Annotated in this window: 32 protein-coding genes; 7 read left to right on the forward strand and 25 right to left on the reverse strand. The window is 47.3% G+C overall.

Going from position 1 to position 26848, the window contains the following annotated elements:
- Window positions 1-49: 49 nt before the first annotated feature.
- From E0765_RS07240 to E0765_RS07260, 5 genes are all read right to left on the reverse strand, one after another.
- Window positions 50-841, reverse strand: a complete 792-nt coding sequence (locus E0765_RS07240) for a hypothetical protein (protein ID WP_132812562.1) — start codon at window positions 839-841, stop codon at window positions 50-52.
- Between the two features lie 27 nt (window positions 842-868).
- A complete protein-coding gene (locus tag E0765_RS07245) occupies window positions 869-1624 on the reverse strand; it encodes a hypothetical protein (protein ID WP_132812563.1) in 756 nt (251 codons plus the stop codon).
- Window positions 1621-1848, reverse strand: coding sequence for a WGR domain-containing protein (locus E0765_RS07250; RefSeq protein WP_132812564.1), 228 nt, complete (start codon window positions 1846-1848; stop codon window positions 1621-1623). Before E0765_RS07250 ends, E0765_RS07245 begins: the two co-directional genes overlap by 4 nt.
- Window positions 1849-1918: 70 nt before the next feature.
- A complete protein-coding gene (locus E0765_RS07255; protein WP_132812565.1) occupies window positions 1919-2326 on the reverse strand; it encodes a hypothetical protein in 408 nt (135 codons plus the stop codon).
- Complete coding sequence (locus E0765_RS07260) at window positions 2326-2619, reverse strand: hypothetical protein (RefSeq protein WP_132812566.1); 294 nt, start codon at window positions 2617-2619, stop codon at window positions 2326-2328. Before E0765_RS07260 ends, E0765_RS07255 begins: the two co-directional genes overlap by 1 nt.
- Before the next feature lie 230 nt (window positions 2620-2849).
- Here E0765_RS07260 and E0765_RS07265 point away from each other — a divergent pair, with 230 nt between their 5' ends.
- Window positions 2850-3839 carry a tyrosine-type recombinase/integrase gene (locus tag E0765_RS07265; protein WP_132812567.1) on the forward strand — a complete coding sequence of 330 codons (990 nt, stop codon included), beginning with the start codon at window positions 2850-2852 and terminating at the stop codon, window positions 3837-3839.
- Between the two features lie 23 nt (window positions 3840-3862).
- Here E0765_RS07265 and traN read toward each other — a convergent pair whose 3' ends face one another.
- Genes traN through E0765_RS07280 form a run of 3 tightly spaced genes read right to left on the reverse strand, consistent with a single transcriptional unit; the run spans window position 3863 to window position 8185 of the window.
- Entirely contained in the window at window positions 3863-5704 is a 1842-nt protein-coding gene (gene traN, locus E0765_RS07270) for a conjugal transfer protein TraN (RefSeq protein ID WP_132812568.1), read from the reverse strand.
- Complete coding sequence (locus tag E0765_RS07275; RefSeq protein ID WP_165921710.1) at window positions 5691-6119, reverse strand: lytic transglycosylase domain-containing protein; 429 nt, start codon at window positions 6117-6119, stop codon at window positions 5691-5693. The genes traN and E0765_RS07275 overlap by 14 nt, the downstream gene beginning before the upstream one ends.
- Window positions 6104-8185, reverse strand: a complete 2082-nt coding sequence (locus E0765_RS07280) for a hypothetical protein (protein WP_132812569.1) — start codon at window positions 8183-8185, stop codon at window positions 6104-6106. The genes E0765_RS07275 and E0765_RS07280 overlap by 16 nt, the downstream gene beginning before the upstream one ends.
- Window positions 8186-8351: 166 nt before the next feature.
- Between E0765_RS07280 and E0765_RS07285 the strand changes: the two genes are divergently transcribed.
- Complete coding sequence (locus E0765_RS07285; RefSeq protein WP_132812570.1) at window positions 8352-9284, forward strand: PIN domain-containing protein; 933 nt, start codon at window positions 8352-8354, stop codon at window positions 9282-9284.
- Between the two features lie 15 nt (window positions 9285-9299).
- On the opposite strand, the gene E0765_RS07290 is transcribed toward E0765_RS07285, so the two are convergent.
- From E0765_RS07290 to E0765_RS07365, 17 genes are all read right to left on the reverse strand, one after another.
- Window positions 9300-12656 (reverse strand): conjugal transfer protein TraG N-terminal domain-containing protein, encoded by a 3357-nt coding sequence (locus E0765_RS07290; protein ID WP_132812571.1) that lies wholly within the window; start codon window positions 12654-12656, stop codon window positions 9300-9302.
- 12 nt (window positions 12657-12668) lie between these two features.
- Window positions 12669-13448 carry a TrbC family F-type conjugative pilus assembly protein gene (locus E0765_RS07295; RefSeq protein ID WP_255417882.1) on the reverse strand — a complete coding sequence of 260 codons (780 nt, stop codon included), beginning with the start codon at window positions 13446-13448 and terminating at the stop codon, window positions 12669-12671.
- The gene (locus E0765_RS07300) at window positions 13448-13672 is read right to left on the reverse strand and encodes a hypothetical protein (protein ID WP_132812573.1); all 225 of its coding nucleotides are present in this window, start codon (window positions 13670-13672) and stop codon (window positions 13448-13450) included. Before E0765_RS07300 ends, E0765_RS07295 begins: the two co-directional genes overlap by 1 nt.
- A 14-nt stretch (window positions 13673-13686) precedes the next feature.
- Entirely contained in the window at window positions 13687-14715 is a 1029-nt protein-coding gene (locus E0765_RS07305) for a TraU family protein (protein ID WP_132812574.1), read from the reverse strand.
- Window positions 14690-15280, reverse strand: coding sequence for a hypothetical protein (locus E0765_RS07310; protein WP_132812575.1), 591 nt, complete (start codon window positions 15278-15280; stop codon window positions 14690-14692). Before E0765_RS07310 ends, E0765_RS07305 begins: the two co-directional genes overlap by 26 nt.
- A complete protein-coding gene (locus tag E0765_RS07315; RefSeq protein WP_165921711.1) occupies window positions 15274-15654 on the reverse strand; it encodes a S26 family signal peptidase in 381 nt (126 codons plus the stop codon). Before E0765_RS07315 ends, E0765_RS07310 begins: the two co-directional genes overlap by 7 nt.
- Window positions 15655-15733: 79 nt before the next feature.
- Window positions 15734-16060 carry a TrbI F-type domain-containing protein gene (locus E0765_RS07320; RefSeq protein WP_132812577.1) on the reverse strand — a complete coding sequence of 109 codons (327 nt, stop codon included), beginning with the start codon at window positions 16058-16060 and terminating at the stop codon, window positions 15734-15736.
- 57 nt (window positions 16061-16117) lie between these two features.
- Window positions 16118-16366, reverse strand: coding sequence for a hypothetical protein (locus E0765_RS07325; protein WP_132812578.1), 249 nt, complete (start codon window positions 16364-16366; stop codon window positions 16118-16120).
- A gap of 173 nt (window positions 16367-16539) precedes the next feature.
- Window positions 16540-19089 carry a TraC family protein gene (locus E0765_RS07330; RefSeq protein ID WP_165921712.1) on the reverse strand — a complete coding sequence of 850 codons (2550 nt, stop codon included), beginning with the start codon at window positions 19087-19089 and terminating at the stop codon, window positions 16540-16542.
- 47 nt (window positions 19090-19136) lie between these two features.
- The gene (locus tag E0765_RS07335; protein ID WP_132812580.1) at window positions 19137-19718 is read right to left on the reverse strand and encodes a TraV family lipoprotein; all 582 of its coding nucleotides are present in this window, start codon (window positions 19716-19718) and stop codon (window positions 19137-19139) included.
- On the reverse strand, window positions 19715-20263 hold the full coding sequence (locus E0765_RS07340; protein WP_132812581.1) for a hypothetical protein: 549 nt from the start codon (window positions 20261-20263) through the stop codon (window positions 19715-19717). The genes E0765_RS07335 and E0765_RS07340 overlap by 4 nt, the downstream gene beginning before the upstream one ends.
- Window positions 20253-20426, reverse strand: coding sequence for a hypothetical protein (locus tag E0765_RS12530; RefSeq protein ID WP_165921713.1), 174 nt, complete (start codon window positions 20424-20426; stop codon window positions 20253-20255). Before E0765_RS12530 ends, E0765_RS07340 begins: the two co-directional genes overlap by 11 nt.
- Window positions 20423-21598, reverse strand: a complete 1176-nt coding sequence (locus E0765_RS07345; protein WP_132812582.1) for a TraB/VirB10 family protein — start codon at window positions 21596-21598, stop codon at window positions 20423-20425. Before E0765_RS07345 ends, E0765_RS12530 begins: the two co-directional genes overlap by 4 nt.
- Window positions 21588-22361: a type-F conjugative transfer system secretin TraK gene (locus E0765_RS07350; protein WP_132812583.1), complete on the reverse strand. Its 774-nt coding sequence runs from the start codon at window positions 22359-22361 to the stop codon at window positions 21588-21590. Before E0765_RS07350 ends, E0765_RS07345 begins: the two co-directional genes overlap by 11 nt.
- The gene (locus tag E0765_RS07355) at window positions 22362-22916 is read right to left on the reverse strand and encodes a TraE/TraK family type IV conjugative transfer system protein (RefSeq protein ID WP_132812584.1); all 555 of its coding nucleotides are present in this window, start codon (window positions 22914-22916) and stop codon (window positions 22362-22364) included.
- Window positions 22913-23188 (reverse strand): type IV conjugative transfer system protein TraL, encoded by a 276-nt coding sequence (gene traL / locus E0765_RS07360; protein WP_132812585.1) that lies wholly within the window; start codon window positions 23186-23188, stop codon window positions 22913-22915. The genes E0765_RS07355 and traL overlap by 4 nt, the downstream gene beginning before the upstream one ends.
- A 66-nt stretch (window positions 23189-23254) precedes the next feature.
- Entirely contained in the window at window positions 23255-23533 is a 279-nt protein-coding gene (locus tag E0765_RS07365) for a hypothetical protein (RefSeq protein ID WP_132812586.1), read from the reverse strand.
- A 364-nt stretch (window positions 23534-23897) separates the two neighbouring features.
- Between E0765_RS07365 and E0765_RS07370 the strand changes: the two genes are divergently transcribed.
- From E0765_RS07370 to E0765_RS07385, 5 genes are all read left to right on the forward strand, one after another.
- The gene (locus E0765_RS07370) at window positions 23898-24515 is read left to right on the forward strand and encodes a hypothetical protein (RefSeq protein WP_132812587.1); all 618 of its coding nucleotides are present in this window, start codon (window positions 23898-23900) and stop codon (window positions 24513-24515) included.
- A gap of 319 nt (window positions 24516-24834) precedes the next feature.
- The gene (locus E0765_RS07375; protein ID WP_223175685.1) at window positions 24835-25137 is read left to right on the forward strand and encodes an HU family DNA-binding protein; all 303 of its coding nucleotides are present in this window, start codon (window positions 24835-24837) and stop codon (window positions 25135-25137) included.
- A 13-nt stretch (window positions 25138-25150) separates the two neighbouring features.
- Complete coding sequence (locus E0765_RS12535) at window positions 25151-25327, forward strand: hypothetical protein (protein WP_165921714.1); 177 nt, start codon at window positions 25151-25153, stop codon at window positions 25325-25327.
- A gap of 26 nt (window positions 25328-25353) precedes the next feature.
- Window positions 25354-26268: a ParM/StbA family protein gene (locus E0765_RS07380; protein ID WP_132812588.1), complete on the forward strand. Its 915-nt coding sequence runs from the start codon at window positions 25354-25356 to the stop codon at window positions 26266-26268.
- Complete coding sequence (locus E0765_RS07385) at window positions 26265-26561, forward strand: hypothetical protein (protein ID WP_132812589.1); 297 nt, start codon at window positions 26265-26267, stop codon at window positions 26559-26561. The genes E0765_RS07380 and E0765_RS07385 overlap by 4 nt, the downstream gene beginning before the upstream one ends.
- Window positions 26562-26848: the final 287 nt, after the last annotated feature.

Genomic DNA, 26848 nt, shown 5'->3' on the forward strand with positions numbered 1-26848 from the left:
TGGTAGGATCTGGAATTGATTTTAATGGAGGTGCGGGTTGTTGTTAGCTTCACTGCTTGCCTTCTTTTTCGATCTTTTTAATTGCCATTAGAAGTTTATGTTCTGGTGTCATAAGATATTTTTTAAATACCATAAATTTACCAACACCAAGACGCATTGTTTCGCTATGATCATCAAGTTCGTATTTGCCATAAATATTCAAAAACTTTTTAAGCGCAGTGAGGTCGTTGGATCTGCCAAGAAAAATCCAGTCAGGGTTGATTACATTGCTATCCCCAAAATAGCCATTAATGTCCGCAAGACTTTGCAAGGCGACTGTATATTTATTGTATTCATTTTTTGAAAGATACTCAAGCATTTCCATTGTGAAAATATTTTCATCTACAAAGACGTGGTATCCGGCATAAACCGCCTTCTGAAGTGCATCGATGGCTTCTTCAACGATATTAACCTCCTTCTCTATCTTAATCAAAGCAGACATACCATCGGCTTTAAACTCTCCTATTGGCAAAAATATATCTTGGAAGTTGATCCCTTCTTCATTGCCACACCGAATCAGCACTCGCCCATCACTGTGTTCAGTAATGTGCCAGCTTGTCAAGAAATAAACGAAAGGCTTTTTTTCTTCGAGCAACTCCATTGCCCATCTAGCCATTGCGGTGGTTTTTCCAGTCCGTGCGGTCGAAATAAAGAGGGTGGATTCACCTGGACGATATTTAATTCTTCGAGCATCGGCAAGGGCGGGTTTGCTTCCAATTTTTTCACCCTTATAAAGACCAAAGAACTTTTTTTTGTAGATTGGTAATTTTGCACACGCATATTGAACTGTTTTCGTTTTCATCTAAACCTCTTTTTTCTTTGTTTGTCCTCAAAGTAATTCAGCCAATTGCTCCAAGTCAAGTGCTGTAAACTCGGTGTATTGTACTGCATCATGAAACTGCTCGACCGCATTTTCAAATCGTTGCTCAAAGCCTTCCCCGAGAGACTCGAAGAGCAACTCATCCCCGTAAACATCTTCGTTTATTTGGCTACCGTAGATTGCTAAAACAGCAAGAAGGATGTGGGGATTAAGTCCGATTCCAAACGCACCAAGGAAAAGTGCTTGCGCCGGCACCAGTGATGCCGGGAAGCCGGTAGATCGAGCGGAAGCCTTCATGCAAGCTTCATTTATATCGTTGACAGCATCGATATAGTTGTTTAACACCTCTGATCCATATTTCTTTGAAAGAAATGGTGTAAAAATTTCCATATTGACGGCATTCATTTGGACTATTGCATTGGACAGGCGGTGTAGTTTTTGGAATGAAGCCGCAGCGATCTTGTCTTTGTTGAGCAAGATCATCTCACGAAGGTTTTCTTTGGCATCAGATGGAGCTTGCTGCTCTTTGCTTGCATTATCGTTCTTTTCGGCCAACCCGCTTCTCTTGAGTTTAAGTATGTTGGCTATATGCCCGCTTTTTCTTGCACAATACATAAAATCCTGATAATTCAGCTTGCAGTCTTTGTGCCGTTCAACAAATTCATTAAATGTCAATAGGCCCCCGCGTGCCCCATATTTCTTCGCGATCTCGGCAATTTCTTCTTCGTGCTCAAGGAAATAGTCTCTTTTTGTATTATTTTTCATGTGTATCCTTTCTTTTTTTTCTCTCCAACCACCACCATAAAGGCGCTCCTCGCCTCTTCAAGCGAGTGGTATTCAGTCTTCTTTTGTCCGGTGGCCGACTTGTTCCGTGTCGCACCGTATTCGCGCTCTACGACATATTCGCCGAAGAGGGTGGCGAAGAGTTCAACCCGATAGTATCGGGTATGGCCCTGATCTGTAATCCGATGAAGTGTGATCCGTTGCATTGCAAGCTCCTTTTTTGGAGAAGTTTTTGGTAGCTCTCTTCCTATTCAAAAAACTTGCGTTGGTAGCTCTTTATGCCGTGCCTTTTGGCAAATTGTTTATTTCGCGTTCGATGTTGTAGCACTCGTACAGAGGCTCGATATTTTCATAAAGCACACCCTCTTCGGCCGTCTCGGCAATCCGACGAACATGCAGAGGATCGGAACAGTGATCGCGATATTGCGAAATTACCGTCGTGAGGCTGTATTCGTCGCTCTCTCCCTCGCATTGGGTTATGTCATAATCATTCAGATATGAGACGATAAATTTGTTCTCATTGAAGTATCGGTCGAGGATGTTATCTTGGATGTCGCGAAGAAAGAGCAGATCGCGTTCAATATACTGCTCCAACTCGTCCGCATTGGTGTAATACCCAAATGACTTTCTGATGACTTCCTCAGTAATGCGCTTGGGCTTGACTGAAAAAACTACCGAGATCATTACATCTCTTCCAGTTTATTTTTGAACTCGCCATCAAAAAGAGCATCGATCCCTTTTCCAACGATATAAGACATTACATCATTGGCGGAAGCATTTGACCCGACTTCATCGCGAAAAGCGGGGATCATCATCTCAATACGCTTTAATGATTTGGCTTCGAAGTCAATACGCTTATTTACAACGCCATTTTCACTTTTTCTGCTATTGCGTTCAACTTTGCCTTGCGAGTCGCCGCAATCAGCAGTTTCATCAGTTCCGTTTTGAATTTCAGGAATATCGTCGATATTTGGCATTTAAAACCCCTTTATCAATATATGTATTATTATATCGTATATAAATTGACTGTCAACACAATAAACGCCATTGACAATACATAACAAACAATATAGAATATCATACTATTCATAACGGTTATTCCATAATAGCGCTTTTTGTTTTTTGAACAATGACAAACGTTGTGGGATATACTATACATACTATACAGTATGAATATGAAAACCAAAGAAAAAGGGGAAAATAGGCGATGAAGCTCGAAACAGACGATCTTATAGCCGATCTAAACCGATGGCATAAAGCTTATATTAGACATATAAAGGCGCTTTCATACTCTAATAACACACTAGAGCTATACAACAGAGCTATATTACAGTTTATTGAGTATATGCACGAATATCAAGAAGATATTATGATTGTAGGCATAAGGGCGCATCACTTCACTGGATTTCTCGGATGGATGGAAGAACAAGCTGAAAAGCAAGGAAAGAGTGCATTAAACGGTAATATTTTGTCAAAATCGACAAAAGAGACATATTTAAAGGCGGTAAAGGCTTTTTTTACCTTTATCAGCGACAACAACGATGAGCTTGTCACCTTTGAGCGTTTTTTCAAAAACATCCGAATCGCAAACGATACAAAACCGGAAGGGAAGATAGATTACCTCACCACGCAAGAAGTGTCGTCGTTGATCTCGGTTCTCGAACGCCAAAAAAGCAAATCCGGCGATTACGGATCGTACCGCGACTCTCTCCTTATCAGGCTGATGCTTTTCGCCGGTCTCAGGATATCCGAAGCCCTCGGAGTGAAACTGTCCGATATCTCCAGATCGAGCGACGACACTTTTGCAATCAAAGTGTTTGCGAAGGGGGGAATATTTCAAGAAGCACATATCGATTCAAGAAAGATCGAGGATGAGCTGGAATATTTTAAAAAGGTGGCCGCCCTGGCACCGGACGAATACATTATGCAGACACGCTCCGGCAAACGCATGACGCGACAGGGAGCCTATCAGGTTGCATCGACTCTCTATCGTCACGCGGGGGTGCGGCACGATGGATTACACATTCTTCGACACACGTTTGCTATGTGGATGACGTCGCGAGGTGTGGATCTGGTTGACATCAAAGATGCGCTTCGGCATTCGAGTATTACAACCACGACGGTGTATGCCAAGGCGACAAAGGAATCGGTAATTAAAGCAGTTCTTGATCCGGCAAAGGAAGAGAAATGGGCGTAACGAGGAAATAGGGGAGGGGCACCTTACGGTGCCAGGTTTGTGTCAACATTGTTGATGACGTTTTGAAGATCGCCGACGACGTTGTTTTGGATATTTGGCACAACTTCATACTCAATCCATTCATTGAAATCCACTTTTGAGAAATCGATCTTCTGAAATTCTTCCGGGGTAAACCCGCGGCAATTCGGCGCTTGTGGGGACCCCCATGCTATCCCAAGTTGAGGTCTTCCGCCTTCTTGAATGATCCGTGCGAGCGGAGAGGAAAAGCAACAAAACGTTTTTTTCTTCTGCACGCATCCGATCAGCGGCCATTTTTCTGCGCAGTAGTCTCCAACGTAATGGCAGTTCCCATCAAGCTCACCATATTCCCGCAACTTTCCAAGCGTTTTTTCGGATTCGCGACACTGGCCAAGACCAAACCATGTGGTTCCCTTTTGGCAGCAGTCGGTATAGCCTGTCTGAATTCCTGATGTTCTGCATCTGTGGTCCTGACCATTAAAAATGTAGATAGTCCCAAGACAGTTTCCAGATGAGTCAACTTGTCCGTCGTTTTGCTTATCGGTCTGCCCCTCGGTCGTGTCGGTGTTTTCTACACCCCCTGATATGTTGACGCACTGAAAATTTCCAAGCGGACAATTCGGCCCGACGGTCTTTTTGCATTCGCCAAATGCGGTTTCCGCCCCGGTTGTTGCGGTGTATCCGGTCGGACACGCAAGAGTATTTACGGTACACGTTGTGCCGGAGAGAGTGCCGCCGGAAGGGCAGGAGTAGGTTGTTGTGTTTTTGACGCAACGAATCCCAACAAAAGAACCGCAACCAGATCCGCCGTTATTATCACTATAGGGCATGTATCTTGCCCCGCTCCAAATATAATTAACCCATCCATAGTTGTAATAGACCTTATTGGAAGTCCATCCTCCCGAGGGACATGAGGGAGTAGGGCCGCCCCCGGCAGTAGTTTCGCCCAATGTTGGAAGCCGCATGCCCTTCGAGGCGCAATAGCCTGCCGCCGAATGGGGGTAGCAATTATCCCCGCCTCCTTCGGCATAGGCGGTAATTCCCCCTTCGCATCCATCCCACGTCAATCCACTTGAAGCTGTCGCCGGATAAGTATAAGACGACCCCGTTTTTGAGGTGTAGTCGGTAGAATACGCACATTGCGCCAACTGCCCGCTGTCATTAGAACACCAATACCCAGTCGAAGTTGAGGTGGTCGGCTTTGGCGTTCCGGCGACACATGCAAGCTCGCCATTCCATTCTGCAATCGCTTTGAATTTTGCCTTGTAATCTCCCCCGTAGCTCGCGTGGTAACCGTCGTCGCTCCATTTCCCATCCGTTCCAATTCGAGCCCAATGCTCACCGTTGATTGGAACAACGCCGATATCGGCACTATCATTTTTGTTGTCGGGTTGCCCCGCCGCCCAGTTTGAAAACGTAATCGCAAGGCCGTCTTTGTCTTTGAATCGGCTCGGATCGACGCTGTTGTAGCTGTTTGATTTGAGCGGATCATAAATGCCGATCCAAGCATTCACTCCATAGTATCCGACAATCCCCTTGATGAGATCGTTTTCGTTCGAATCGTTCGGCACGGAGAGGTTCGAGAATGACGTCCAGAAATTCGTTGTTTTGCTGATGCCGTAGGACTTTGAACCGTCACTCACGAATCCGTCGTAATTGGCGGTATCACAAGCCCCCGCATTTGTCGGATTCGGGTCCATTTCCTCACAGGTCTTTCCGCAGACGGAGTTACACATGGCTTGCACCGAATAGGTCAAGCCGTTGTTACTGCAATGAAAAGGTGCGGACAGAGCCGACGTCGATATGGCCAACCCCAAAATGGCTATTTTCAGATCAGTTTTGAGCATAGCGTCGAGTCTCCTTTTTAAACATATCCATCACCTTACGCGAATATCTGCCGGTCCGGTCGCCGTTGTAGCAATCGAGGGCTTTATAGGTGTATCCGTGCTTATTCACACACCCCGCCAGCACCCATGCACCAACATTGATGTTCGTTTCAGGGTGCCAAAGGTTTTGCTGGGTTATCCCGAATTTGGCGAGAGTAGGGAGGTGGACCGTGTTGATCTGCATGATCCCGATATCAGTAGTGCCGTTACGGTTTTTGTTGATCGCCATAGGATTCCCTCCGCTCTCAACTTTGGATATGGAATAAAGAAGCCACGGGTCGATCCCATATCGCTCTCCGGCTTCTACAAACGGGTTCGCCTGTAAAACGAGCGGGGTCATAGTGATTAATATGAAGGTGGTTAATTTTGAGAACATATAAGATCCTTTGCGGCCTCGCTGACGGCACCGACCGTTGTGACCGCCTGCTGAAACCCTGTCCAGCTTCCGGTACATGAGCAATCCTCCACCTTCGTTTCAGACAAGGAGGCATCCACGGGGCAAGTCATCGTGCTGCCGGATTTGGTGCAGGTTTTGATGATCGTTTCGGTAACAGTTGTCCCGCCCGGCGTTTGGCTCCGATTGGTGCCGTCGCCGAACTGGTCCGCACTTTGTTTCGGCCGCTTTACGGTGCATACCGGATTTGGGCAGTCGTCGCCTCCGGGGAGGTTGCTGATCGTTTTAACTGAGCCATCCAAATCGGTATAGGTCATTGATGTCGCAGACTGATCGGTTTTTGAAGCGGTACCGGCGGCACGGGTCATGGCAGATGCGTTGATGTTAATGTCTTTGGCGGTGCATTCGTAGGTTCTTTTAATGTAAAACCATGATTTGTCCCCACTTCCAAGAACAACACTTCCACTTGTGTTTGCTGCCGTAATGTTGCTGCCGTCGGCACAGAGGGTTGTTGGGACAATAGATGAGTCATGAGAGTAACATCGCTTTTGCGGGATGGTTGTTTGTTTGGCGCCATCTCTGATGGTGTATATACAGTTGCTCCCACCTTGGTCACATATTTGTTCGTCAACGACTCGACATGTACTGTCTGCCTCCTGCGTCGCACAGCCATTTGACTCGGTGAGTTTGAATTCCTCTTTTTCAGCGCTAACATCAATCGACACGGCCAGCGTGGGTGTTTGGGCTCCGCTCGCTGGACATAAATTCTGGAACCATTTTGCAATGGAGACCCCATTGTTTCCAAGGTAGTTCGCTGTTCCGGTTGCACCAACATTGCACCCGCCTCCATCTGTGACCGTCATATTTACACGATAAGATGTGTTGAGAACGGTCCCGCCGCCAAAACCAAGCGTTGTGCTGAGATTTTTGGTAATGAAATTTTGCCATCCAGCCCCTCCGCAGTTATGCCCCATCGTGTTTGGGTTTCCATTTGGCAGCAGATAGCTTCCGGGAGCAGCTCCAGCCATATCGTATGTAAATACACTTGTGTCTTTATTATAGACCAGCTTGAGCCAAAGTTCATGGTCAGTACAGATGCTTTGGGTGGTTGATAAAGTGGTTGATTTGGTTGTAAGCTGTGCGATTGGGGTTTTTGTAACGACACAGGATGTTTTTGACGGCATCGTGATCGTGTCCCCAGCATTATTGTAGGCTACCTCATTCTGATGGCTAATCATCGAATAATAGCTGGTTGGGTCGCTTCCTTGCTCAATGGCGACATCGCCGATCGATGTGCTTGGTGGAAACTGTCCCTCGTAATAGATCGTTGGGTTCTTTTCCCCGTACTTATCCCAGTTAGACGACCCAAGACCCGTACAATTCGTTTTATCCTGCCCGTATAGGAAATAGGTCATTTCCGCGAAACTCCATTCGCTTTTTGACTGTAAAAACAAAGGGTTGCTTTTCATGATCGCGGCAGAGATCCCGCCGCCGATGTTTTCGTAGATTTGAGGAGCGAGAGAGGAAACCCCGCAGGATGCGTTTGAGCAATAGCAAGCTCCGAGTTCAGTCGATTGGGCGGTAACACCGCGCAGTTTGACTTGCTTGTTGCTGGTAGCGTCCCAAACGTATGGCTTGCAATCCGTCCAGCTACCCGCTGGGTTACACATCAGCACCCCATTGGTGCAAACTCCTGAAACCGTCCTGCCGATCGAATTCGTGTCGTATGTATAATCATACGTCCCGTCGAGATTCGTGTCTTGTTTGATGATAAGGCGGTAATCGTTTCCGCCTGCGGGGATGAAAGTGATCCCGACGCTTTTGGAGCTTGCAGGACATTGAATCTGCGCGTCAAAACTTTTTGTCCCGTCAACGGTCGTCATTTGCGTTTTGCTCATAAGCGGCTGTGCAAGGCGATTGTTTACACCGTCCTTACTGCCAAAGATTCCGAGAGCCGTGTTCCCAATATTTGACCCCCTTGAAGCGGCAGCGGGATCGGCCGCAATCAAGACGGTGCAGGCCATTAAAGAAAGGGTGATGGTACGCATTGAATTCCTTATGGGGAAATTGCTGATTTTTTTACAAAATTCACGGATATAATCTATTTGACAATATGTATAACGTCCACAAAAAAACAATAATATAAATATGTAAATAATATTGACATTATGTATATTATTCGGTATAATTTATACAAGATTTAGGAGGTGCTACATGAAGAATGTCCTCATTGATACATCGATTGTCCTCGACGGAGTTGAAAACGTCACGATGCTCGATAAGCAGAATAATGTGTTCGTATCTGATGTCGTTCTGCGCGAATTAGACGGCAACAAAGGTGCTGAAGGATCAAAAGGCTACAACGCCCGTGAGTTCTTCCGTCAGTTCAATAAAAACGATTTTAAGACGCTCGACACTCTCCCTGAAACTGGGATGCCCGTAATGAAAAATGATACTCTCACGGAGGGTTCAATCGACAGCGGTGCGCACGTTTATACTCTTTCGCGGAAATGGTATCGCGCTAAAGACATCAATGATTCTCGGATTATTGAAATTGCGAAGGATTACGATCTTGGGCTGGTAACGCTCGATCAGGCGCAGAGCGCGAGAGCGAAGTCGGTAGGGGTTGCTGCGAATATTTTGAAAACCAATGAGAGCAAGTTTCTGAAAAGCGACTACATTGTTCTATTCTCAGTTATTAACTTTATTGCCATCGTATTTGCGGTTGGTCTTTATGAAGTGCTCCAAACTTTTTCAGAAACCATGCAATATCTTGGTATTTTGGTGGGCATGACACCTTTCTTTTTTGTTGCAAAAAAAATTCTTCGGGGGAAAGATAAACCATTGTTGAGATCGCTTTCATCTTTCGTGATGTTTGTTTCGCTTCTAGTTATGTCCGTAGGGGCGATTAAGAATTCTCCTATTTTAGGGGTAGTTGGGTTTATTGTTTATTTGGCTTCTCTTTTTATTGTAGGAAAAGTAGAGATTAGCATCAACTCGATGAAAGCCAGATATGATGCCCATGAGACAAACGACAAAGAAAGTGATTTTTCTTTGTCATCTGGCACTGGCGCTGGTGGCTTCAGTGATTATCACATCAGAAGCACGGAGCTTTCCTTTGACAGCCCTTATTCCACTCATGCTTAATTTGGCAAAACCTTTTTATCTTGCGGGTGGGTTCGCTATGGTGCTGCCAGTCCCCTTATTGTTTTTGTTGTTTCCCAATACATCTACAATTGCCGATGTGCCTCCAGTCGTATCAAAGGTTGGATACTTAAATGCCTGATTGGTAACACTGCCCGTATAAACAGTATCGGCAGCCTTGTTCAATTGTGAAATATACTCCTTGAGCATTTCGGGACTGCTGGCCTTTAGTTCGTTTATCTGTCTTAGTAGTTCGGCCGCCTCCTGGCTATTACTCGAAACACTGCCTCCACCAGCGCCTTGAATGTTGCCTGAAAATTGAGAGAGCATACCCTTGAGCTCCGGAAGAGACATTCCGCTGTTCTTTAGTTTTTCGGCGGTTTCATAGATTGCAGTCGCCTCTGGCATGGTGCTGACGCCTTGTGCGTGTCCACCTGCTTTTACAACTGCTGCCTTTGTTGATTGATCCAGCACGGGTTCGGGGGTTGCCAGCCCGGCCTTAGACCGTATGTATTCTTCACTTCTCTTGATTGCTTCAGGATCGTTTGCCGTCCATGCCTGCATAAGTCCTTCAACACCATTTCCATATTGTGTGGATTTATATCCGGCGCCTTCTTCTTTAAAAAACCCACTCATAATTTCAAGAAATTTGGACTCACTGGAAAGCTTGGTGTTGTTAGCCATTTTCTGAGAATATGCCGCGCTCAGTTCGGCAGTATAACTCTCTTTTTCTTCCTCGGTAAGTCCTGTTTTGTAGCTCATTCCAATATTTTTCTTGGCGGAAGCCCCCACCTCGTCAGTCCGAGTTTGTTTATCCGTATGTGCTGTTTTTGTACTAAATGTATCCGAATTAGCAACGGATGTTGTCACGTCATGCTTAAACGATTGTGAGTAATCCCGAGATATTGTCGTCCCATCCTTGGTGGTGACTGTAACCCCATGCTCATCCACCCAAGCATTTTCAAGGCTTGTGCTTGCCTCAGCTCCAGCTTTCGCGCCAAACAAAGCAGAAGCCAATTTGCCAAGCAATGCCTTATCACTTTCAACCGCTGCTGATACCTTTGTCCCGTTTGCAAAGCGACGGGTTTCCGACTCTTTGGTACTCTCTGCCTTCTCAAATGCCTTATCGTTTTTCTGGCTATATGCCTCTAAGGTACTTGAGGTACCGGAAACAACGTCGCTCCTGGTTGTTGCTTTTATGCGTTCTGAGGCTGTCGAATTTTCACTCGACGCCGCGAATTTTGCACCTGCCACAAGCTCCGCCTGTGTTCCTACAAGCTTTTCTCCAGACTGTTGCGCCGTAATCGCTTTTTGTAGAGCGAGTTTTTCATTCTCTTGCTTAACCTGCTCCTCCGTGCTTGTCGCCTCATTCCCAAGTGACACTGCGCCTTTAATACCACGCAAGTCATATCCAGGCGCATATACAACCTGATTGCCATTATCATTGGACAGTTTGAACTGGAGTTTTCCACCTGCATTGTTGGACGATAGTGTGTTTCCGTTTCCAAGCATTTCCGATGTAGCAAGCATTCCTCCACCCGCGGCGGTTGTTTCACTTGACATTGGCTTTCCGTCGTCAGACCATGAAGCAACCAGTGTTCCGTTAATTAGATGGCCGGATGAATCCATGACGACCTTGCCTCCTTTTGTGTCATATCTTTTCCCGTCATTACCAATTGCCGACATATTTGAAATAATGTAATTTCCCTGTCCATCAGTTTCGTAATTAATGTCGCCAGTATATGTTTTGCCTCCGACGCTCAGAGAACGGGTGCTTGCTTTATTTTTATTGTTTTCATTGTAACCATTGTCAATTCCAAAACTACTGTTCATATTCGTCCCCTGTCCAAAAGACGAATTTGCCGCCCAGTTTTGCTGATTGGTTCTGGCGTTGTTCATGGTGATATTGCCAAGCTTCGCTTCACCCGATCCAACCTCCATAGATGCCCCTTCACCTCTGGCAACACGCGCAGTCATACCACCAGTCATGCCCTGGAACGCCATCCATCCGAACCCACCTACGATCACCCCTGCAATCGTCGGGATCATCCAGTACATCGATGCGGCCATATTGACATACTCGATGTACTTTCCATCAACAACCGGCTTGGAAACGAGATTATAAACGCCGTTTGAATCGGTCACGCCCTGGATGTAGCTTGCCGCCTTATTGAGGATGTAGAAATTGAGGATGACCTCACCGACGTGCCACAAAGAAAGCCAAATCAATGTAGTGAGATAACCGGCAAGAACCTTCCAAAACAATGGGGTCAGCAGCAGCAATGCAACAATCGGCGTAAGCGCAACGATGATGATCGTGAGAATGCTTTTGATAACGGGGAGATATTTACTCCCAAGCGCTCCCGAAATTACCATATTTGCTTGTGCAGTTTGTTCCCCTTTACCTACACCATACGCGACCGCCTCATTTGACATTCCGTTGACAGTCGCCCAGTTCTTGTAGGTTTCACTAAACTGATTGACCATGATCGATTGGAGAAGAAAACTCGATGCCGATTTGGAATACCCCATAAAGTAGTTAGAAGATGTTCCGAGAAGCGAACTGATCTGCGCCCCAGTATATCCCCCTAGCATACTCCCAAGCGACGTCATACCAACCCCGCTTGCATAGGTATTCAGATTGCCGTTTATCAGGTTATAGGCGGATTGGCACGTTTCAAGTTGAGGTTGTCGCGTCGCAGGATCGTAATAATACACAACGCGGGCAGGGTTGGTATCTGCAAACTCAGCCCATAAATCCTCCGAGTTCGCCAGCGCGGTGATGTCATAGTATCCAGAGGAGATGTCGGGCGCCACGCAATCGATGATGAAGTTGTCAACGCTTTGGAAGATATACGGATCGACAATCTTCGCATTGGCCGCGCCGTCCATAATGGCAAAGGGAGACAAAAAACCGCTTTTTGAATACGTCAGATCGCCCGGCACCGCAAACGTCGATTCCATGATTTCGCCGAGCGTCTTTTCCGCTCCGGTAAACCATACAAGTGGTTTTGCGACAGCCCAAGGGACGCTATCGACGACATAATTCTGGTTGGTGTTTACGTCCTTGACGACCGTATCGATTCGCCATACGATGAACAGCGTAGAAATACCCATCGACATGGCAAACATTTTTGGGAGACTGAGCATGTCGCTTTTCATACCGAGCCGTGCGGTGGATATGAGGGCCATTGTGATGGCGATCAGGAGGACGAATTTAAAAAGCCCCTCGAAGTCGCCGTGTGCAAATGTGAATTTTACAGCAGTCAATGTCTTGCTAAGGGAATCGCCGTCCCCCCAAGCATAAATCATCTCTGCGCCGAATGCCTGCGCTGAAAACAACAACAATGCCGGTATGGCGATCCGCTTTAACATACTCTGTCTCCTTTATTTATTTGCACCGAAAAAACCGCTTTGGTTCATCCGGGCGATAAGTTTTTGAAGGGAGGGGCTTTTGGATTTTTGGTAAAGAGTTTTTAGGTGGGTCTCGATATCCCAGTCCCCCTCGCTTTTATAGGTAAGCGGCCGACCGCGCAAGTTCTGCTCCATTCCCTCTGAAAGTTCGATCTTTTGGGTATTTACCCCTTTTGCGTAAACAAACACCGGGGCTGAGGTAATTCCGTATCTGCGAAACAGCAGCGGGTCGATCCAAACCTGTGCTTTCATTCCGTTTTTTTCATTCCCCCCGTCAGTGATCACGTCGTTGATGTAACGCAGTGTCGGACGGATCTTTTCGCAACCACCTATACACCCGCGCATAACCATCACGACATGGTAGCCGAGGCCATAGGCATCAATCGCCTTGGCATACTCGATAAGCGTCTGCTTTGGAATCGATGAGCTGATGAAAATATAAACCCGCTCGTCTTCCCCGAATATCGGATGCTTCTTCGCGTCGGGCTTGCCGGTTTTCTTCTGCTGGTTGAAGACCACCTTCCCATCCTCGTAGCTCATAGAATCTTTCCACTTCTCGATCTCTGGCTTCTTGGCGTCAAACGTGTATCCGACGCTTTGCGCACGTTTTTGCATTTCATCAGAAATCTTGATGGTTCCATTGACGCTTTGCCCGGCTGCACGCTGTTGCAGCTTTGCCGCTTCGGAATTCAAGTCGTATGCGTTGAGATGGCAGGCCAATAAGAAAAGGGCGGTAAACCCGGATGCTTTCATCACGATGCGGCCTCCAGATGAGATGGTTCATCTGATCGATGAATCCGCATATAAGCCGCTATCGCCCTCTCTGCGACGTCTCTTGAATCGATCAACTCCGCCAGTCGTCCAACATCGCCGTTTCTTACTGCGCTCGATATGAGCACACACAAAGATTCCTTTGCATTTCGTGCCATCGCAAATTCCCATTCGCGGGTGATTTTCAAAACGGTTTCTATTTTCATTCTATGTGCTCCTATTAAAATGCGCAGCAATCGCGCTTTCGATATACCATCCACGCCCCGACGTGCTGGTTGGCTGGATTATCAAACCCGGCTTCCCACATAACGCCGGTTCTGCCGATCGGAATACGGTTTGGCCAGACAAACGGGTAAACTGGGAAGATCCCATACTGGCTTTTTTGCATGATCGGCATAGGGTAAAGGCCGCATAGCCCCTGATTCCCAACCCCGCCTTTTAGCATGAGCTGCCGGTGCATTTTTGAAAGCATCCGTGAGGTCATCGCCGCCTGAGCCTGCATTGCGCTGGTCCCCTTGTTGGTCTGTGTCATTGGGAACGTACCGTTCCAAGAACCAAGGCACCACCAAAGCGGATCGGTTGGGAACCCGACTGCGGAGGTTACCGCATCCACCATGCACGCCATTTCGGCGATCGGATTTGCCACCAAGAACGCTTCTGGCCCGATGATGGCAGCCCAAATATCGTTTTGCCAAAGCGGGTCAAGTTCTGTGATATAGAGATAGTCGAGGTTTCCGCTGTCCTGAAGACACACAAAATCAAGAAACAACCCGAGCAGTTTGAAAATCGGGTATTTGATTAACTGGATCTGGTATGTGTAGGTCTGCTTCGTGTTATCACTGTTATTCTGCCCAAAACTGGCGGCCCCGAGCCCAACCGATACAGGAAGGCTTGTCCCTAGTGTAGGTGTGCAGTACGGAATGGCCGTTGGTTCAGAGATCAAGATTGGCTCCCATAATGAAAGCGTTATGCCCACCCTTGGGAAAGGGTCCATACAAGTGCATATCGGATTTCTTGAACCATTGAGCGAGCTGTCTTCGTTTGCCGTTGGGTTGATATCCACTCCGGCAATCCGGATCGGGAACACATTATGAACGGTGGCAACGGTCGATAGTGCGATTTGCATCGCCGAGGAAGTCCCGCGTGTAGCAACCTTGCACGCTGCTGATGAAGCAGGATTCGCCGAAGCTGCACTTCCAATGACGGCCGCGGTCAAAACAGCCTTAATTACCAGTTTTGTAAACTTCAACCTTGATCCTTTTGGCTTTCATGTCAACAGAAACAACGCTTACGGTGTATTTCAAATCGAATCGGTCTTTCATCTCGTCGGTCACAAGATAGAGTTTTCGATCAATATTCTTTGGAAAATCCTCAACCTCGCACCCCGAGCTTGCATACATCACATCCGGTCGTCCAGATGACAGGCGCTTCACAAGCTCAACCTCTTTTTTATCACAGGCATTGAAAGCAATGATAGGCGGAGGCGCAATCCGGATGTAATCGAGCGGGTTAAAGCGGTATCCTTTTGGATATAGAACGCCTATCTTGTTCCCATTGCGGTCCACTCTCGGGATGTCCTCCAGAAGAGTATAGGTGGGATCGACGTAGTAGGAGAAGGTCTTCTGCGCACGCGCAAGCGGCTCACCCTTGAGCTTTTTGATCTCATCGATCTCCCGCTTTGATTGTCGTTCGATCTCCTTTACGGCACGGTTTTGTCGGTTCTGGACCTCGCTTAGAACATCCGGTTCGGCAATTCTATACGTCCCCCCAAGCAAAATGATCGGGAGCAATGTAACGGCGAATGCTTTTACCATAGCGGGCGTGCCCCACGTTCGATCTGATCCGCGCGGACAAAACCGTAGTATCGGCTGTCATAGCTGCGTTCATGTGTTCCGACCATAAAAAAGCTTCCTTCTGGGATGATTCCGTTGAACACAAAGTGTTCGACCGGCTTGCCGTTCTTATCGGTAGGTTTTGCACTCCCAAGATATTTACTCTCGCAGAAGTATTCCCCCGTGATTGAGGACTGCAACTCCTGCCCGCCGCGGCACCCTATTTCCTTGAAGAGATACTTTACGTCGCGCGTGTATTCGTTTTTAACCGTAGGGGCAAACACGCCGTATTGATCCTTTGCCGGATCGAACGGCTTATGTGTCAGCCATACCGAATGTTCAAGCGAGTGATCCATAGTAAGCTCTATTCGCGTCGGTAATGCCTCGTAAACGGTCGGAAACAAGGCAACCCATGCCAGACCAGCCCAAAGCAGTTTACTTCGAAATACCGGCTTTAACGACTGGCGTGATATCTTCATGCCCATCCCCCACAACACATTGTTTGACAAGCACTACCCCATCCTGCTCTGAAATGATGGTGTTGACCTTTTCGGCAATAGCATTGTGTTTCTCAACAAAAGCCTCTTTTGTCATATTCCCATCGAGTACGCTCTTGATGTCGTTTTTGCGTTCATCTTCAAGCACGCTCACGAGGTCCACAGTTTTGATCTGCGGCGCAATATATTTCTTGGTCAGAAACATCGTCGCCGCATTGGATAGCAACACCAGCATCACTACCGCACCCCATTCTTTCTTATTCATCGATTAAAACCTCCGTCGCTGAATTTAATCGGAGGCTTCGCAAGCCCCCTGGTAAAATCAGGCGCGTTTTTCCCCGGTCAAAACGACGAGAAAATCCTTGCCGTCCTTCGATGGGCTGACCTCGACGCTGACCGCCTCAAAACCTTCGGGGAGCGCTTTTTTCGCATCCACGATCATCCCCTCACAAAGCGCCTCGACGCCGTTCAGCTCGTTATCGACGATATCGATTGCCGCCTTCACAAACCCGATATTGCGGGCTTCGAGGACAACACATTTTGTGTCGGAAATTGGAACTACCTTTGCCATATACATCTCCGTAATGATTTCGATGGGTTATCAAACGATAACTCCACGACACGCAGGGCGCAATGTGTGGGGAGGCGGCCTACACCGCACCCTGCTTGCCGTAGAGTTTCATTGATTCATCTGACAATATGTATAACGCCCTCACCATGATTTTTTGGTGAGAGAGTGAATTTTTAGGATTTATTACCCTGAATCTTTTCAACAGCCTCAAGATATGTAAGACCATCTCTTTTGACAAGCTGCTCGATTCGATCGCGCAGTTCAGAGTCGGTAAATAGAAGGACTTTGTGGAAATCGTCAAGAAGAATCCGTGCCTTGGCGATTACGTTCTCGCTGATCAGCATTGTCTCCCCATACTCCCCTTTTGCGGGGCTGATGCTGTCCATCATTGCTTCCTCGTACTGGGAAAGGTTGAAGAAGTTGGAGTTTTTGATCGCCTGCCGCGACGTTGCCGTTTGCATCATCATGAATTTCCAAAACGAGTTCTGGACGATAACACGACCGGCGCGGGAAATTGTATCCCCTCCGTAAAAGTCCTCAAACCCCTGAGTACCAAGGATCATTGCAGCACCGTGTTTTCGGAATCGCCGATACGCCTGCTCGATAAACAGGTCGATGTGCGGGGATTTTCCAAGGAATTTGTGCGCCTCATCGATGACAACGATATGCTTCTGTCCTGGGTGTGCCTTTTCGGCCAGATAAATCTCTTTTGAGATGTGGAACGTCAAAAGCATCAATGCCGGGTCGCGCAGATCCGGAATGTTCTCAAGGGTATCATTCTCCATACATACGATCCGAGAATGGAAATTGACCGTACTCTTGCCATTGAAAAACGCCCCATACTGCCCTGTCGAGCGATACGGCGTCATTGTCTGAATGAAGTCGAGCATCCTTGGATCCTCTCCGCCCGGACCGCTAGACAGAAATTCAAGAACCGTATCGATGCAACTCTCTGTCCCATATTTGTCGTAGCTGCCTTTAATAGCATTCTCAAGGAAAGATTTCATCAGCTTCTCAAGCTGCTCTGAAAGCGTTTTTTCCCGTGGAAGCCCCATTAAAAGGAAGAAGTCAATGAGGAATTCGAGATATTCGGCAAGAACCTCTTTGTCCTCAATGTGTGAGAACGGATTGAGGCAGAGCGGATCTTCCTTTTTGAGCTCGATAAACTGCCCTCCAAAGGAATAGGTCCATTTTTCATAGGAACGTCCGATGTCGATAATCCAAATCTGGTCATTGCAGTGGTAGTATGATTCTACCAGCCATTCCAAGAAGACCGATTTCCCTGAGCCAGTCATACCGATGACGAAACTGTTGTAACCGCCTGTCGGGTTTGCGAAGAGATCAAATCCCATCAACTGGCCGCGAGGAGAAATGAACGGAACTTTAAAACCATTCCCTTTCCAGTCCGAACTCACCGGAGCCATATCGGCGACGTTTTCCCCAAACACCGCGCGCCCGCGCTCTTTTCCGAGAAAATCCTGCAATTCCATGTCAAAGCCCAAAGGAAGATGGCCGAGAAACGACGGAAAGTGGATGTATTTGTCCTCTTCAAGCTTATACCCCAACCCCTGATAGTATGTCTTGATCTGTCCGGTAGCCTCTTGAAGCCGCTCTTTGTTGGAGCCGAAGATAAACATGTTGAAGGCCACATAATAAAGGTCTTCCCCTTTTTCCAGTTTCTCCATCGCATAGGCCAAATCCTGGTGCTTGTGCTTTAGTCTCGGGAACAGGGCGTATGGCATTTGCTGACTCATGACGATACCGGCGTTTGCCTTGATCCGTGTCTTCTCGAACTCTTTAAGCTTGTTTGCATTCAGAGTGATGATAAACGGGGCCGTAAAGTTGTCATTACGAAAAATGCTTCCGATAAAATCAATAACCCCCGTGATGTTCCACTTGTCCGGGTATTCCTTCGTTGACATCGACTTACCAAGAAGCCCGTCCATCTCAACGAAGTCTTCATCGATCTTGACTACCGTATCGTTTGCTACCATGAAGTTGTCAATCCGGCTTCCGTCCCACCGAGGTATTGAGGAGAAGTCGTGTTTTTGATTCATCATGGTGAACACAAGGCGAATCAGCCGGTCCGGATCACAAACAACTGGGCCGAAGTTTCCGGCGGCCAAAATCCCGATAGCCCGATCCTTGATGGCGCGCATTTTGATAAACAGTTCCTTGTACCGGACCATCTCTTTGTTTTCGCCCGACGACATAATGTTTTCGAACCATGCGCTAAACACCTTGTGCTTTTTTTGCTTTCCGCCGATTTTAAGCGATATGACAAGGCGAACATCCCTGATTGGTGCGCTAAAGTTGCGCGAGATCGCCTCGTACTTCTTGCTGAGAAGGAACTCGCCATAGCTTTTGGTAACGTCGCGCTCAAGCACCCCCTCTTTGGTGCGTCCGGCTTTCCATGAATCTACAAGCGGATCGACGTCGCCCGTCGAATAAAGCGAGATCCCGATATCTGTCTCTTCGGGCAATACGTCGAGCATCGACTTGATTGCTGTATGCGTCTTCTCGCCCACCAATGGGAACGGCTGGCATTCGATGACAAGCCCGACGCCGCCATCCTTGGTGACATAGAGGCCATCCTCTTCGATAAAGTCTTCATAGGGGAGGTATTTAATGACCTTTTCTCTTTCGTAGAGCGGCCGCCAATCATCGACTGTGGCTGCCTTGTCTGTTCTTGGTTTCATTGTTTTCAAAAAAGCTGCCGCCACAGCCGAGATCGTGACCGCGCCGATCCCGTAGGTCAGAATGTCAGGTGTCATTCATCGCCCCCGCGTTGCATATTGGCCATAGGGTTCATCTGCCCGCTCATCATCGTGGTCTGTGGAATTTGATCCTGTGCAGCCGCTTCATTGGTTTTGCGCTGCGGCTCCGACTCCGTGATTGTATTAAGCCCCAATGGAGTCAGGAGCTTTACACTCTCTCCTTCTTTGACTAAATATTCACCAAGAATCCATTGGCCGTTATCAACTTTGGTGAATTTATACCCCGGAGTTGTCAGGGCACCTGTGTCATCGACGTATGGCAGGAGCATGACACGCAAAACGGTATCTGGTACCCGCATCGGCACCGGCGACGTCTTGGCGATCTTTGTCATGAGGTTGTCGCGTTCCTTTTCGTAGCGACTCTTGCCGACAGCCTCGACCTTCTTTATCCCGGTGCAGCCTGCGTCTCCTGCTTTACAGGGGGCGTTTTTAACAGCCACGCCGTTTTCATCGAGATACCCCGCAATGATAGATGACTGCACCGTTTTGTCTGTTTCAAATGTCGCGGTAGAGCATCCGCTTACCGCCATTGCCACAACCCCTGCGGCAGATATTTTCAAGATCGTCTTTTTCATTTTTTGTCCTTCCCGAGTGGTGATAGGTAATATTTTGATACCCAGCCAAGGCCCGTTTTGGCCATGCCGGACTTATGAATCTCAAATACATCCACAATCGCGCCCTGCGGAAGATAAGAAATCGTAGGGCTTTCCATTGAAGGCTCACTGTGAACTTTCAAGCGTGCGGTTGTTTTATGCAATGCGCCATCCGGCGAAGCGACGGCCTCCTTGATTGGTTTGATCACAAACCTTCGATTGTCAACCGCTCCGCCTTTTGAAAGAGCTTCTATTTTTGCCTGCAATGCAGCATGGCTTTTCTCTGCGCGCTCATTCTTTTCTTTCAATGCAGACAACTGCTGTTTCAGATTCTCAATTTCAGAGGCCACCTCTGCTGAATTCTTTTCACTTCCGTCCTTCACAGACTGGATCTCATTTTTTTGCTTTTTTGCGTCAACGATCAGAAGCTCCATCGCCTTGGCGAGTTCTTCCATCGTCACACGTTCTGCGGCGAAGGCGTTGACGCTTAGGCCTAGGAGCAAAGCTACGATGACTTTACTCGCCATAGTTGACCCTTGCCGTCGCTTTATAGACCTCAGAAACAGATCCACACATGCCTTCGCCGGTTCCACGCTTACACAATGGCTCATCGTCGTAAGGAAGAAGGACCTTTGTACTGCATCCAACAAAACCAAACCCGATCATGACTAGGATGATAAACTGCTTCATTTGCGCCCCTCGTTCAACTCAAAAGTTACTTTTTCAAGCAACACCACATCAACCTTGCGACCGGCGCTGATCTCAACCACCGGGAACATCTCATTTGCAAGCTTCATGTAGAAGTCAGCCAGTTTTTTCGAAGCTTCACCAACACCATTAAAGAGGCCCATCTGCATGGTGTCCCCCGGATCTGGTGTTGCAATAGATCCGGTCGGCTGCACTGAATAGGTCATATTGCTCTGGCTGAATCCTTTTGAAACACCTTCCAAAAATCCGGCAGCCAACGTTCTCGCAAGGATCGCCCCCTGTTTTGACACGACACGACCTGGAAGACCAACCTTTCCATCTTCCCCTGCGACATAACCGATCGATTGACCGGCAGCACCCTTTTCAACAGCTCTGCCGTCTTCGGTCATACAGGTCAGCTTTTCAACTCGAACAAAAGCACGTTCGCTTGAAAGATCCCCATAACCGCTACCGACAATATGGCACTCTTTCAGATTTGCCTTGAACTTGTTTGGGAGGCGAGTCATGTTTGTCACCTTGATCAGAACAGGATGCGGCCCGGTTTTGGCCTTGCCCCCGGTCGGAGCATCAATACCGGAGAGCAAAACGCCCCCCATAAAGCTTCCGCTTGGAATTTCGATCTTCTTGGTTTTGGAGGCTGCCTCTTTAGGCTTCGCCTCAACGTCATGCGGGGTAGCTACCGCGATGCTGCCGATCATGTTTTCCATTACAATGGTTTTTGGCGCCTCCCGCTTAATCTCTTCTGATTCCTTCGGTGGCTCTGGCAATCTGTGAACCTCTGTCGGTGGAGGTGGAGGTACTATCATGTTTGCTACGCTGTTCTGCGCCTGCATGGCCATCGGCAAAGGCTGCTGTCCTGCGGGTTGTCCTGGTACCGCAGCCGCGTTGCCATTTTGCATTGCAGCCAATGCTTCCTGGAGCGCTTTAATCTGAGCGCTTTGCTGGGCATCGCTGTTCGCGAACTGCTTTCTGAATGTGCTTGCGTCCGTATCCTTTTTGTTGATGATGTCGATCTTTGGCGTCTCAATCGGCGCTTGTGGCTTGTCTGGCTGAAACACAGAGCCCAGAAGCACAACAACCGCTGCGCCTGCGGCGATAAAAACACCTCCATAGAGAAGCTGTTTTTTCCGTTCTTCCGAAAACTTACTGTGCATCTGCCCCTCCAGCTTCTTCTTGGTTCAAGGTAACGACAAACATCCGCGTGTTCTCTGTCGGTTCAAGAATTGTTTTTACGATAGAAATGGCGAGCGGATTCTTGAGGTACGGGATAAACATCGCTTCATAGAGATTCACACTCTTTTTTGCATCTACGGTGTATTCATGGACTGAATATTTTGCTCCGACATAACTGCGCATCAACACCAACTTGATCTCTTCGAAGTCTTTTACCTCTTTGCCGACGTGCATCGGCTCATACCCGTCAGGTACATCGCCAAGGTAGGCTTTTTTAACCAGATCAAGCATTGTCGAATCGTAAGGGTTGGCCCGCTCGAATTCGCTGGCTTTTTTGGTTTCCGAGTATGGGGCTTTTAGGATAACCGTTTGTGCCGGAATATCCTTTGGCACCAGAACGAGAGAGAAAGTCCGGTCGTTGCATTCGATGAAGATATCTCTCGGGTGCTGCCCGTAATCAAATCTCTCTTCTACCCCATCGCCAGTTGTTCTGCGTGGGAGAATTTTCACATAGGCATCTTTCCCGTTTTTTGCGGGGTCAACCTGAATTTCTTTTTCCTTTGAGAAAACAATATTTGAAATCCCGTTTGGGCAATGTATCCGAGAAAGGTCTTTCAGCGATACCGTTGCGAACGAATAACCGTCGCTTGCCTCGATTACCTGTATTGACTGTCCAGCCGTTTCGGCGAACGCAGATGTACCAATAAGGCACACCGAAGTGATAAAAGCTTTTGTCTTTGTCATTTACTGTACCTCAATAGAAGTGATGATAAGTTGCCCGTCCTGAACGATAAAGTCATAGACGATCGTTGTTCTGGCGGTCGAAATAGCGTTATTGCCGGACATCTTTTTCAGTGTCCCCTCAACTGAGAATTTTGTTCCAATGTCGTTGACCATGACCTTCATCGGATAGAATGCCTGATAAATATCGTTCTCCTTGATGACAGTGGCCTGAAGCGCCAGATTCTCACGAATCGCTTTGACTGCCCTTGGATCTTTTGTGAGGAATGGCATGATGCTGTCGAACGACGCCTGAACGTTTTGCGGTGATACCGACAAAAGGCGATCGGAAACATAGAACCCAACCTGTTCGAAATATTCATAGCTGATTTTGTTTCCGGTCACACGAAACTCTTTTTGGAAGTTTGGAGGTATGACAACGACGGTCTTATCTTCCGTTACCGATTTGATCACCAACAGGCTTACAACCAACGAACCCGATACTGCAAGTAGGGCGATCTTTAAAACTGCATTCTCCGAATCAAGCTTCGCCCAATTGCTCCAAAAACTGCTTTTCATCTAACAAGCTCCTTGACCCAGTATTCCGGGAGATGTTTTTTTCCCCAGAACCCAAAGCGGTACATAACGTGCTTAAAGAAACCGGGCTGTTTCTGATTGTTGAGCTTTGAGTAGATATTCATTGCGATAATCCCCAGCCCTGCAAAGATATAGGTATGGTCTGCAACGATCCCCAACCCTACGAACGCCATTAGGACGATCATCTCGTCCAACTCCCACCACAACAACTGAATTTGTGCATTCAGATACTTTGGTATATATCTCTCTTCCACTTTGCCTCCTTGGTTTGGTGTGGATTATCGGTGGCACCTGCGATGCCACCTAAATCGACACGTTCCTTAGAACGACATTGTGTAGCGGGCATCAACCATCGCAGGGATTCCCCCGATCGAGATACCCAAAAAGAACAGGAATACGCCAGGGAGGATTCCGCCGTTCTTCAATGCAAGCAGAGCCATTACAATCAATGCAACCGCTCCGAGCTTACCCCAGCTCCCTTGAAGCGCAGAAGAGATATCGGTGTACCATGTTGCGACTTCCGCACCACCTGTCCCTGCATAAAGGCTCATGTTAAATGCCATGAGCAACAAAATAAATGGCAAGACCTTTTTGGTCATGTTCACTCCTCGCGAGAAGATTCATGTATTTGGAATTCACCAAATCACAAATATGTATAACGTCTATCTTCAAACGCGAAATGATTTTCAAAAAAACAAAACAGGCAGGTGCGGTTTTATAGCTCTTTAAAAAAAACAACCCTTAAAAAAGCGTCCGAAAAATACAGTAGGGTTTTCAAATGAAGAAATAGGGATTTAAAAATAAATACATCTCTTATTTTAAAGGTGCTGTCGCATCATACATATACTTCGTATATATATACCTCATTATCATCCAAATCACCAATCCAAAAAAATAGTCCACATCATTCGTCCGAAATTCGATATAATTTCTCACACCAAAATGAGAGAGGGATTTCTCACTATGAAGACCATTAAAAGCTTTATTTTGCTCCATCCAGAGTCTGATGAATACACCCAGTTGCGTGAGATATGGCTCGATATGCTTTCCAAAAACAAGATGCCCGAAGACATCCGGACGCTTGAGGATATTGAGGCGATGATCTACTTGCTGCACTTCCTGAAAAACATGGAAGATCCGATCGTAAAACCCCTAAAGAAGCTCGGCCTCATTGAAGAAACAACCAAGGACGTACTGACAAAGTTTGAAAAGATCATCATGACGATAGCCATCAATGACTACATCACCAAGATCCTGCACAATCGCGATAAAGAAAACTATCGGCTCAAAGGGAACAGCCTTAGAAGCTATTTGCAGCACTTCGTTTCCGAGGTTCGGATGAATGGTGGATATGTTATCGCAAAAAAAATCTACGATAAATGTGTGGATATGCTTAGAAAGAGGGCCGAACGTGCTAAAGAAAGCCCAAAAGTGCGCCAACTGGCCGAAAGATACCCTGACATTGATATCCACAGCATTGTTGCGATCTCGGTGGTGCAGGGAAAGATAGAGCTTGTAAATGACGATTTGGACTGGCTTGAGCAGGTCATTGAAATCGCTCAGGCCAAGCGAGCGGAATAGCCGGACCAAAACCCTCTTTCTTTTAAAGGCCCTCTCTTTCTGCCTCCTGTTGGAGCAATGCAAACACATTGTCATTCCATTGCATATGCATTGCTAGGTAAATAATTATTATTGAATCTACAATGCTCGACCGCTAGAAACAATTAGGATTATTGACTTTACAATGCCTATTTATTGATGCGACATTGCTATTACAATGCAAATTCAATGAAAAATCTAAAACTTTTTTTGAAAAATCCCTTTTTTTGCGATTGTGGACGTTATACATATTGTCGAGGTGTGATTTACACTCTCCAATTACACATCCGAAGGGGTATCCATGAACGATACAAAAGGCATCAACAAGAAGGCGCTCGCTGAGGCAGTTTCAGCCGCAACAGGCATGAGCAAAAAAGATGCAGCCACGGCAATTGGCGCAGTCATTGATTCACTGGCATCGGCTTTGACTGTCGGCGAGGAAGTGTCCCTTGCCGGTTTTGGAACATTCAAGGTTTCAAAACGCAAAGAGATGATGAGAACGAATCCTCGCACAAAAGAGAAGGTTCTCTCCCCTGCCAAAAACGTGGTCACGTTCAAAGCGGCCAAGAGCCTTAAAGATGCCGTAGCTAACGGCAAATCGTAACACAGCCGAATCGATGAAGCAGATCGTCATCGAGGTTGTAGCGAGACGCAAGATTGATGAGCGGGAAATTCCAGTTCTCATGAAACTGACCTACAAAAACAAATTCGGCGGGACGATCTCCCGCAACATCAAAGGCGGCTGGGCGGAAGCTCTAACCATTGCATCAGAGGATGCAGTACAAAACCAATAATACAACCAGACTACGGAGGCAAAACCATGTCACAATTTCAAAAAATCGCAATCGATATCGGCTACGGCGACACAAAAGTGTGCGTCGAAAACAAAGACGGTTCACTCAACGTGTTCAAATTCCCATCGGCGGTCGCAAAAGTAAAAGAGGCGCAGTCAGACTTCGGCAACGATGCAATGCCTGATTCCTATCTCTTTAACGGCAAGCGCTATTTCGTCGGCGAGAAAGCCCAATACAACGCCGTCTCTACGCGCGGTTACGGCTTCCTCTCAAACTACGGACCGCTGATCGCTTACCACGCCATCATGAAAGCAGGACTCGACGTTAAAAAGCCGATTCACATCGTAACGGGGCTTTCGATCATGAACTGGGGCGAGGCAGATAGCTTCCATGCCATTATGAGCAAATTCAGCGTTGACAACGTTTCACTCGAACCGGTTGTTGATTTGATGGCGCAGGGGCAGGGTGTTCTTTTCGATTTCGAAGGCGAAAAAGATGGCATGGTTTGTGTCGTCGATATCGGGTACAACACCTTCGACTTTATGGTGTTCGAAGACTGGGTTCCGCGTAAAGACCTCTCCTATGCAGACCCCATCGGTGCGAACAAAATCATCACCGATCTCCAAGCGATCGTCAAGCGTGAGTTTAACGCTCCGATTTCCGAGCTGGAGGCAAAAGACATCTTCGTTCGCGGTAACGTCGTCAACTTTGGAAACGAAATCGATTTCACTGACAAAATCAACGAACTCAAAGAAGACTATAATATCTTCATCATGGACGAGCTGCGCACGAAGAGCCTTGAAGTTCTCCGCAAAGCAAAAACGGTCATCCTCTCTGGTGGGGGGGCATATTTTCTCGAAGGAACGGATTTGCCGGATAACGTACAATTCTCCGAAACTCCTTATGAGTTCGGCAACGTTCGCGGGTACTTCAAGTCATGAGCCCGAAAAAAACTTCCGCCTCCGTCCAGATTCGCCTCACCGGCGAGGACGCAGAGCTTTATAATCTGGTGTTGAACAAAAAAGCGTTTTTGGTTGCGGCACTGCGGATGTTTCACCAAGATGAAAAACTCCGCCCGGCGTTCTTCAACAATTCCAACAGCGACACAATTGCCACAACCCAAAACCAAACCGTTCAGAAGTCCATGTCTAAAACGCCTTCGACCGAAGAGACACAACAAACCCGGCAAGAAGAGCCCAAAGCTGCTGTTCCGCGCGGATCTAAATTATGGTAACCCATGATACAACTGGATTCGTTCACCCTTAAACACGCGAGGTTACCTTCTAATATCATGGTATCCGTCGCACTCATGGTCCACACCGCGAGCGACGCACCAGATGCAAAACCGAACGAAGCCCTCGCGTATGATTTCCTCCTCTCTTTTAAAGGCAATGCCAAAATCAATCTTGCCGAACTTCTCAGACATTTTGGATATCAAGATATTTCCAATTGCATCCAACTCGAAGGATTCGGATTCAGTATGAATGATTTTTGGTCAAACACAGATCACTCAAAAAAGGA

Source organism: Sulfuricurvum sp. IAE1, from assembly GCF_004347735.1.
Classification (GTDB): domain Bacteria; phylum Campylobacterota; class Campylobacteria; order Campylobacterales; family Sulfurimonadaceae; genus Sulfuricurvum.

Coding starts and splice junctions, on each gene's coding strand:
- E0765_RS07240 (WP_132812562.1), bottom strand. CDS start 841: ATGAAAACGAAAACAGTTCAATATGCGTGTGCAAAATTACCAATCTAC.
- E0765_RS07245 (WP_132812563.1), bottom strand. CDS start 1,624: ATGAAAAATAATACAAAAAGAGACTATTTCCTTGAGCACGAAGAAGAA.
- E0765_RS07250 (WP_132812564.1), bottom strand. CDS start 1,848: ATGCAACGGATCACACTTCATCGGATTACAGATCAGGGCCATACCCGA.
- E0765_RS07255 (WP_132812565.1), bottom strand. CDS start 2,326: ATGATCTCGGTAGTTTTTTCAGTCAAGCCCAAGCGCATTACTGAGGAA.
- E0765_RS07260 (WP_132812566.1), bottom strand. CDS start 2,619: ATGCCAAATATCGACGATATTCCTGAAATTCAAAACGGAACTGATGAA.
- E0765_RS07265 (WP_132812567.1), top strand. CDS start 2,850: ATGAAGCTCGAAACAGACGATCTTATAGCCGATCTAAACCGATGGCAT.
- traN (WP_132812568.1), bottom strand. CDS start 5,704: ATGCTCAAAACTGATCTGAAAATAGCCATTTTGGGGTTGGCCATATCG.
- E0765_RS07275 (WP_165921710.1), bottom strand. CDS start 6,119: ATGTTCTCAAAATTAACCACCTTCATATTAATCACTATGACCCCGCTC.
- E0765_RS07280 (WP_132812569.1), bottom strand. CDS start 8,185: ATGCGTACCATCACCCTTTCTTTAATGGCCTGCACCGTCTTGATTGCG.
- E0765_RS07285 (WP_132812570.1), top strand. CDS start 8,352: ATGAAGAATGTCCTCATTGATACATCGATTGTCCTCGACGGAGTTGAA.
- E0765_RS07290 (WP_132812571.1), bottom strand. CDS start 12,656: ATGTTAAAGCGGATCGCCATACCGGCATTGTTGTTGTTTTCAGCGCAG.
- E0765_RS07295 (WP_255417882.1), bottom strand. CDS start 13,448: ATGAAAGCATCCGGGTTTACCGCCCTTTTCTTATTGGCCTGCCATCTC.
- E0765_RS07300 (WP_132812573.1), bottom strand. CDS start 13,672: ATGAAAATAGAAACCGTTTTGAAAATCACCCGCGAATGGGAATTTGCG.
- E0765_RS07310 (WP_132812575.1), bottom strand. CDS start 15,280: ATGGTAAAAGCATTCGCCGTTACATTGCTCCCGATCATTTTGCTTGGG.
- E0765_RS07315 (WP_165921711.1), bottom strand. CDS start 15,654: ATGGATCACTCGCTTGAACATTCGGTATGGCTGACACATAAGCCGTTC.
- E0765_RS07320 (WP_132812577.1), bottom strand. CDS start 16,060: ATGAATAAGAAAGAATGGGGTGCGGTAGTGATGCTGGTGTTGCTATCC.
- E0765_RS07325 (WP_132812578.1), bottom strand. CDS start 16,366: ATGGCAAAGGTAGTTCCAATTTCCGACACAAAATGTGTTGTCCTCGAA.
- E0765_RS07335 (WP_132812580.1), bottom strand. CDS start 19,718: ATGAAAAAGACGATCTTGAAAATATCTGCCGCAGGGGTTGTGGCAATG.
- E0765_RS07340 (WP_132812581.1), bottom strand. CDS start 20,263: ATGGCGAGTAAAGTCATCGTAGCTTTGCTCCTAGGCCTAAGCGTCAAC.
- E0765_RS12530 (WP_165921713.1), bottom strand. CDS start 20,426: ATGAAGCAGTTTATCATCCTAGTCATGATCGGGTTTGGTTTTGTTGGA.
- E0765_RS07345 (WP_132812582.1), bottom strand. CDS start 21,598: ATGCACAGTAAGTTTTCGGAAGAACGGAAAAAACAGCTTCTCTATGGA.
- E0765_RS07350 (WP_132812583.1), bottom strand. CDS start 22,361: ATGACAAAGACAAAAGCTTTTATCACTTCGGTGTGCCTTATTGGTACA.
- E0765_RS07355 (WP_132812584.1), bottom strand. CDS start 22,916: ATGAAAAGCAGTTTTTGGAGCAATTGGGCGAAGCTTGATTCGGAGAAT.
- E0765_RS07365 (WP_132812586.1), bottom strand. CDS start 23,533: ATGACCAAAAAGGTCTTGCCATTTATTTTGTTGCTCATGGCATTTAAC.
- E0765_RS07370 (WP_132812587.1), top strand. CDS start 23,898: ATGAAGACCATTAAAAGCTTTATTTTGCTCCATCCAGAGTCTGATGAA.
- E0765_RS07375 (WP_223175685.1), top strand. CDS start 24,835: ATGAACGATACAAAAGGCATCAACAAGAAGGCGCTCGCTGAGGCAGTT.
- E0765_RS12535 (WP_165921714.1), top strand. CDS start 25,151: ATGAAGCAGATCGTCATCGAGGTTGTAGCGAGACGCAAGATTGATGAG.
- E0765_RS07380 (WP_132812588.1), top strand. CDS start 25,354: ATGTCACAATTTCAAAAAATCGCAATCGATATCGGCTACGGCGACACA.
- E0765_RS07385 (WP_132812589.1), top strand. CDS start 26,265: ATGAGCCCGAAAAAAACTTCCGCCTCCGTCCAGATTCGCCTCACCGGC.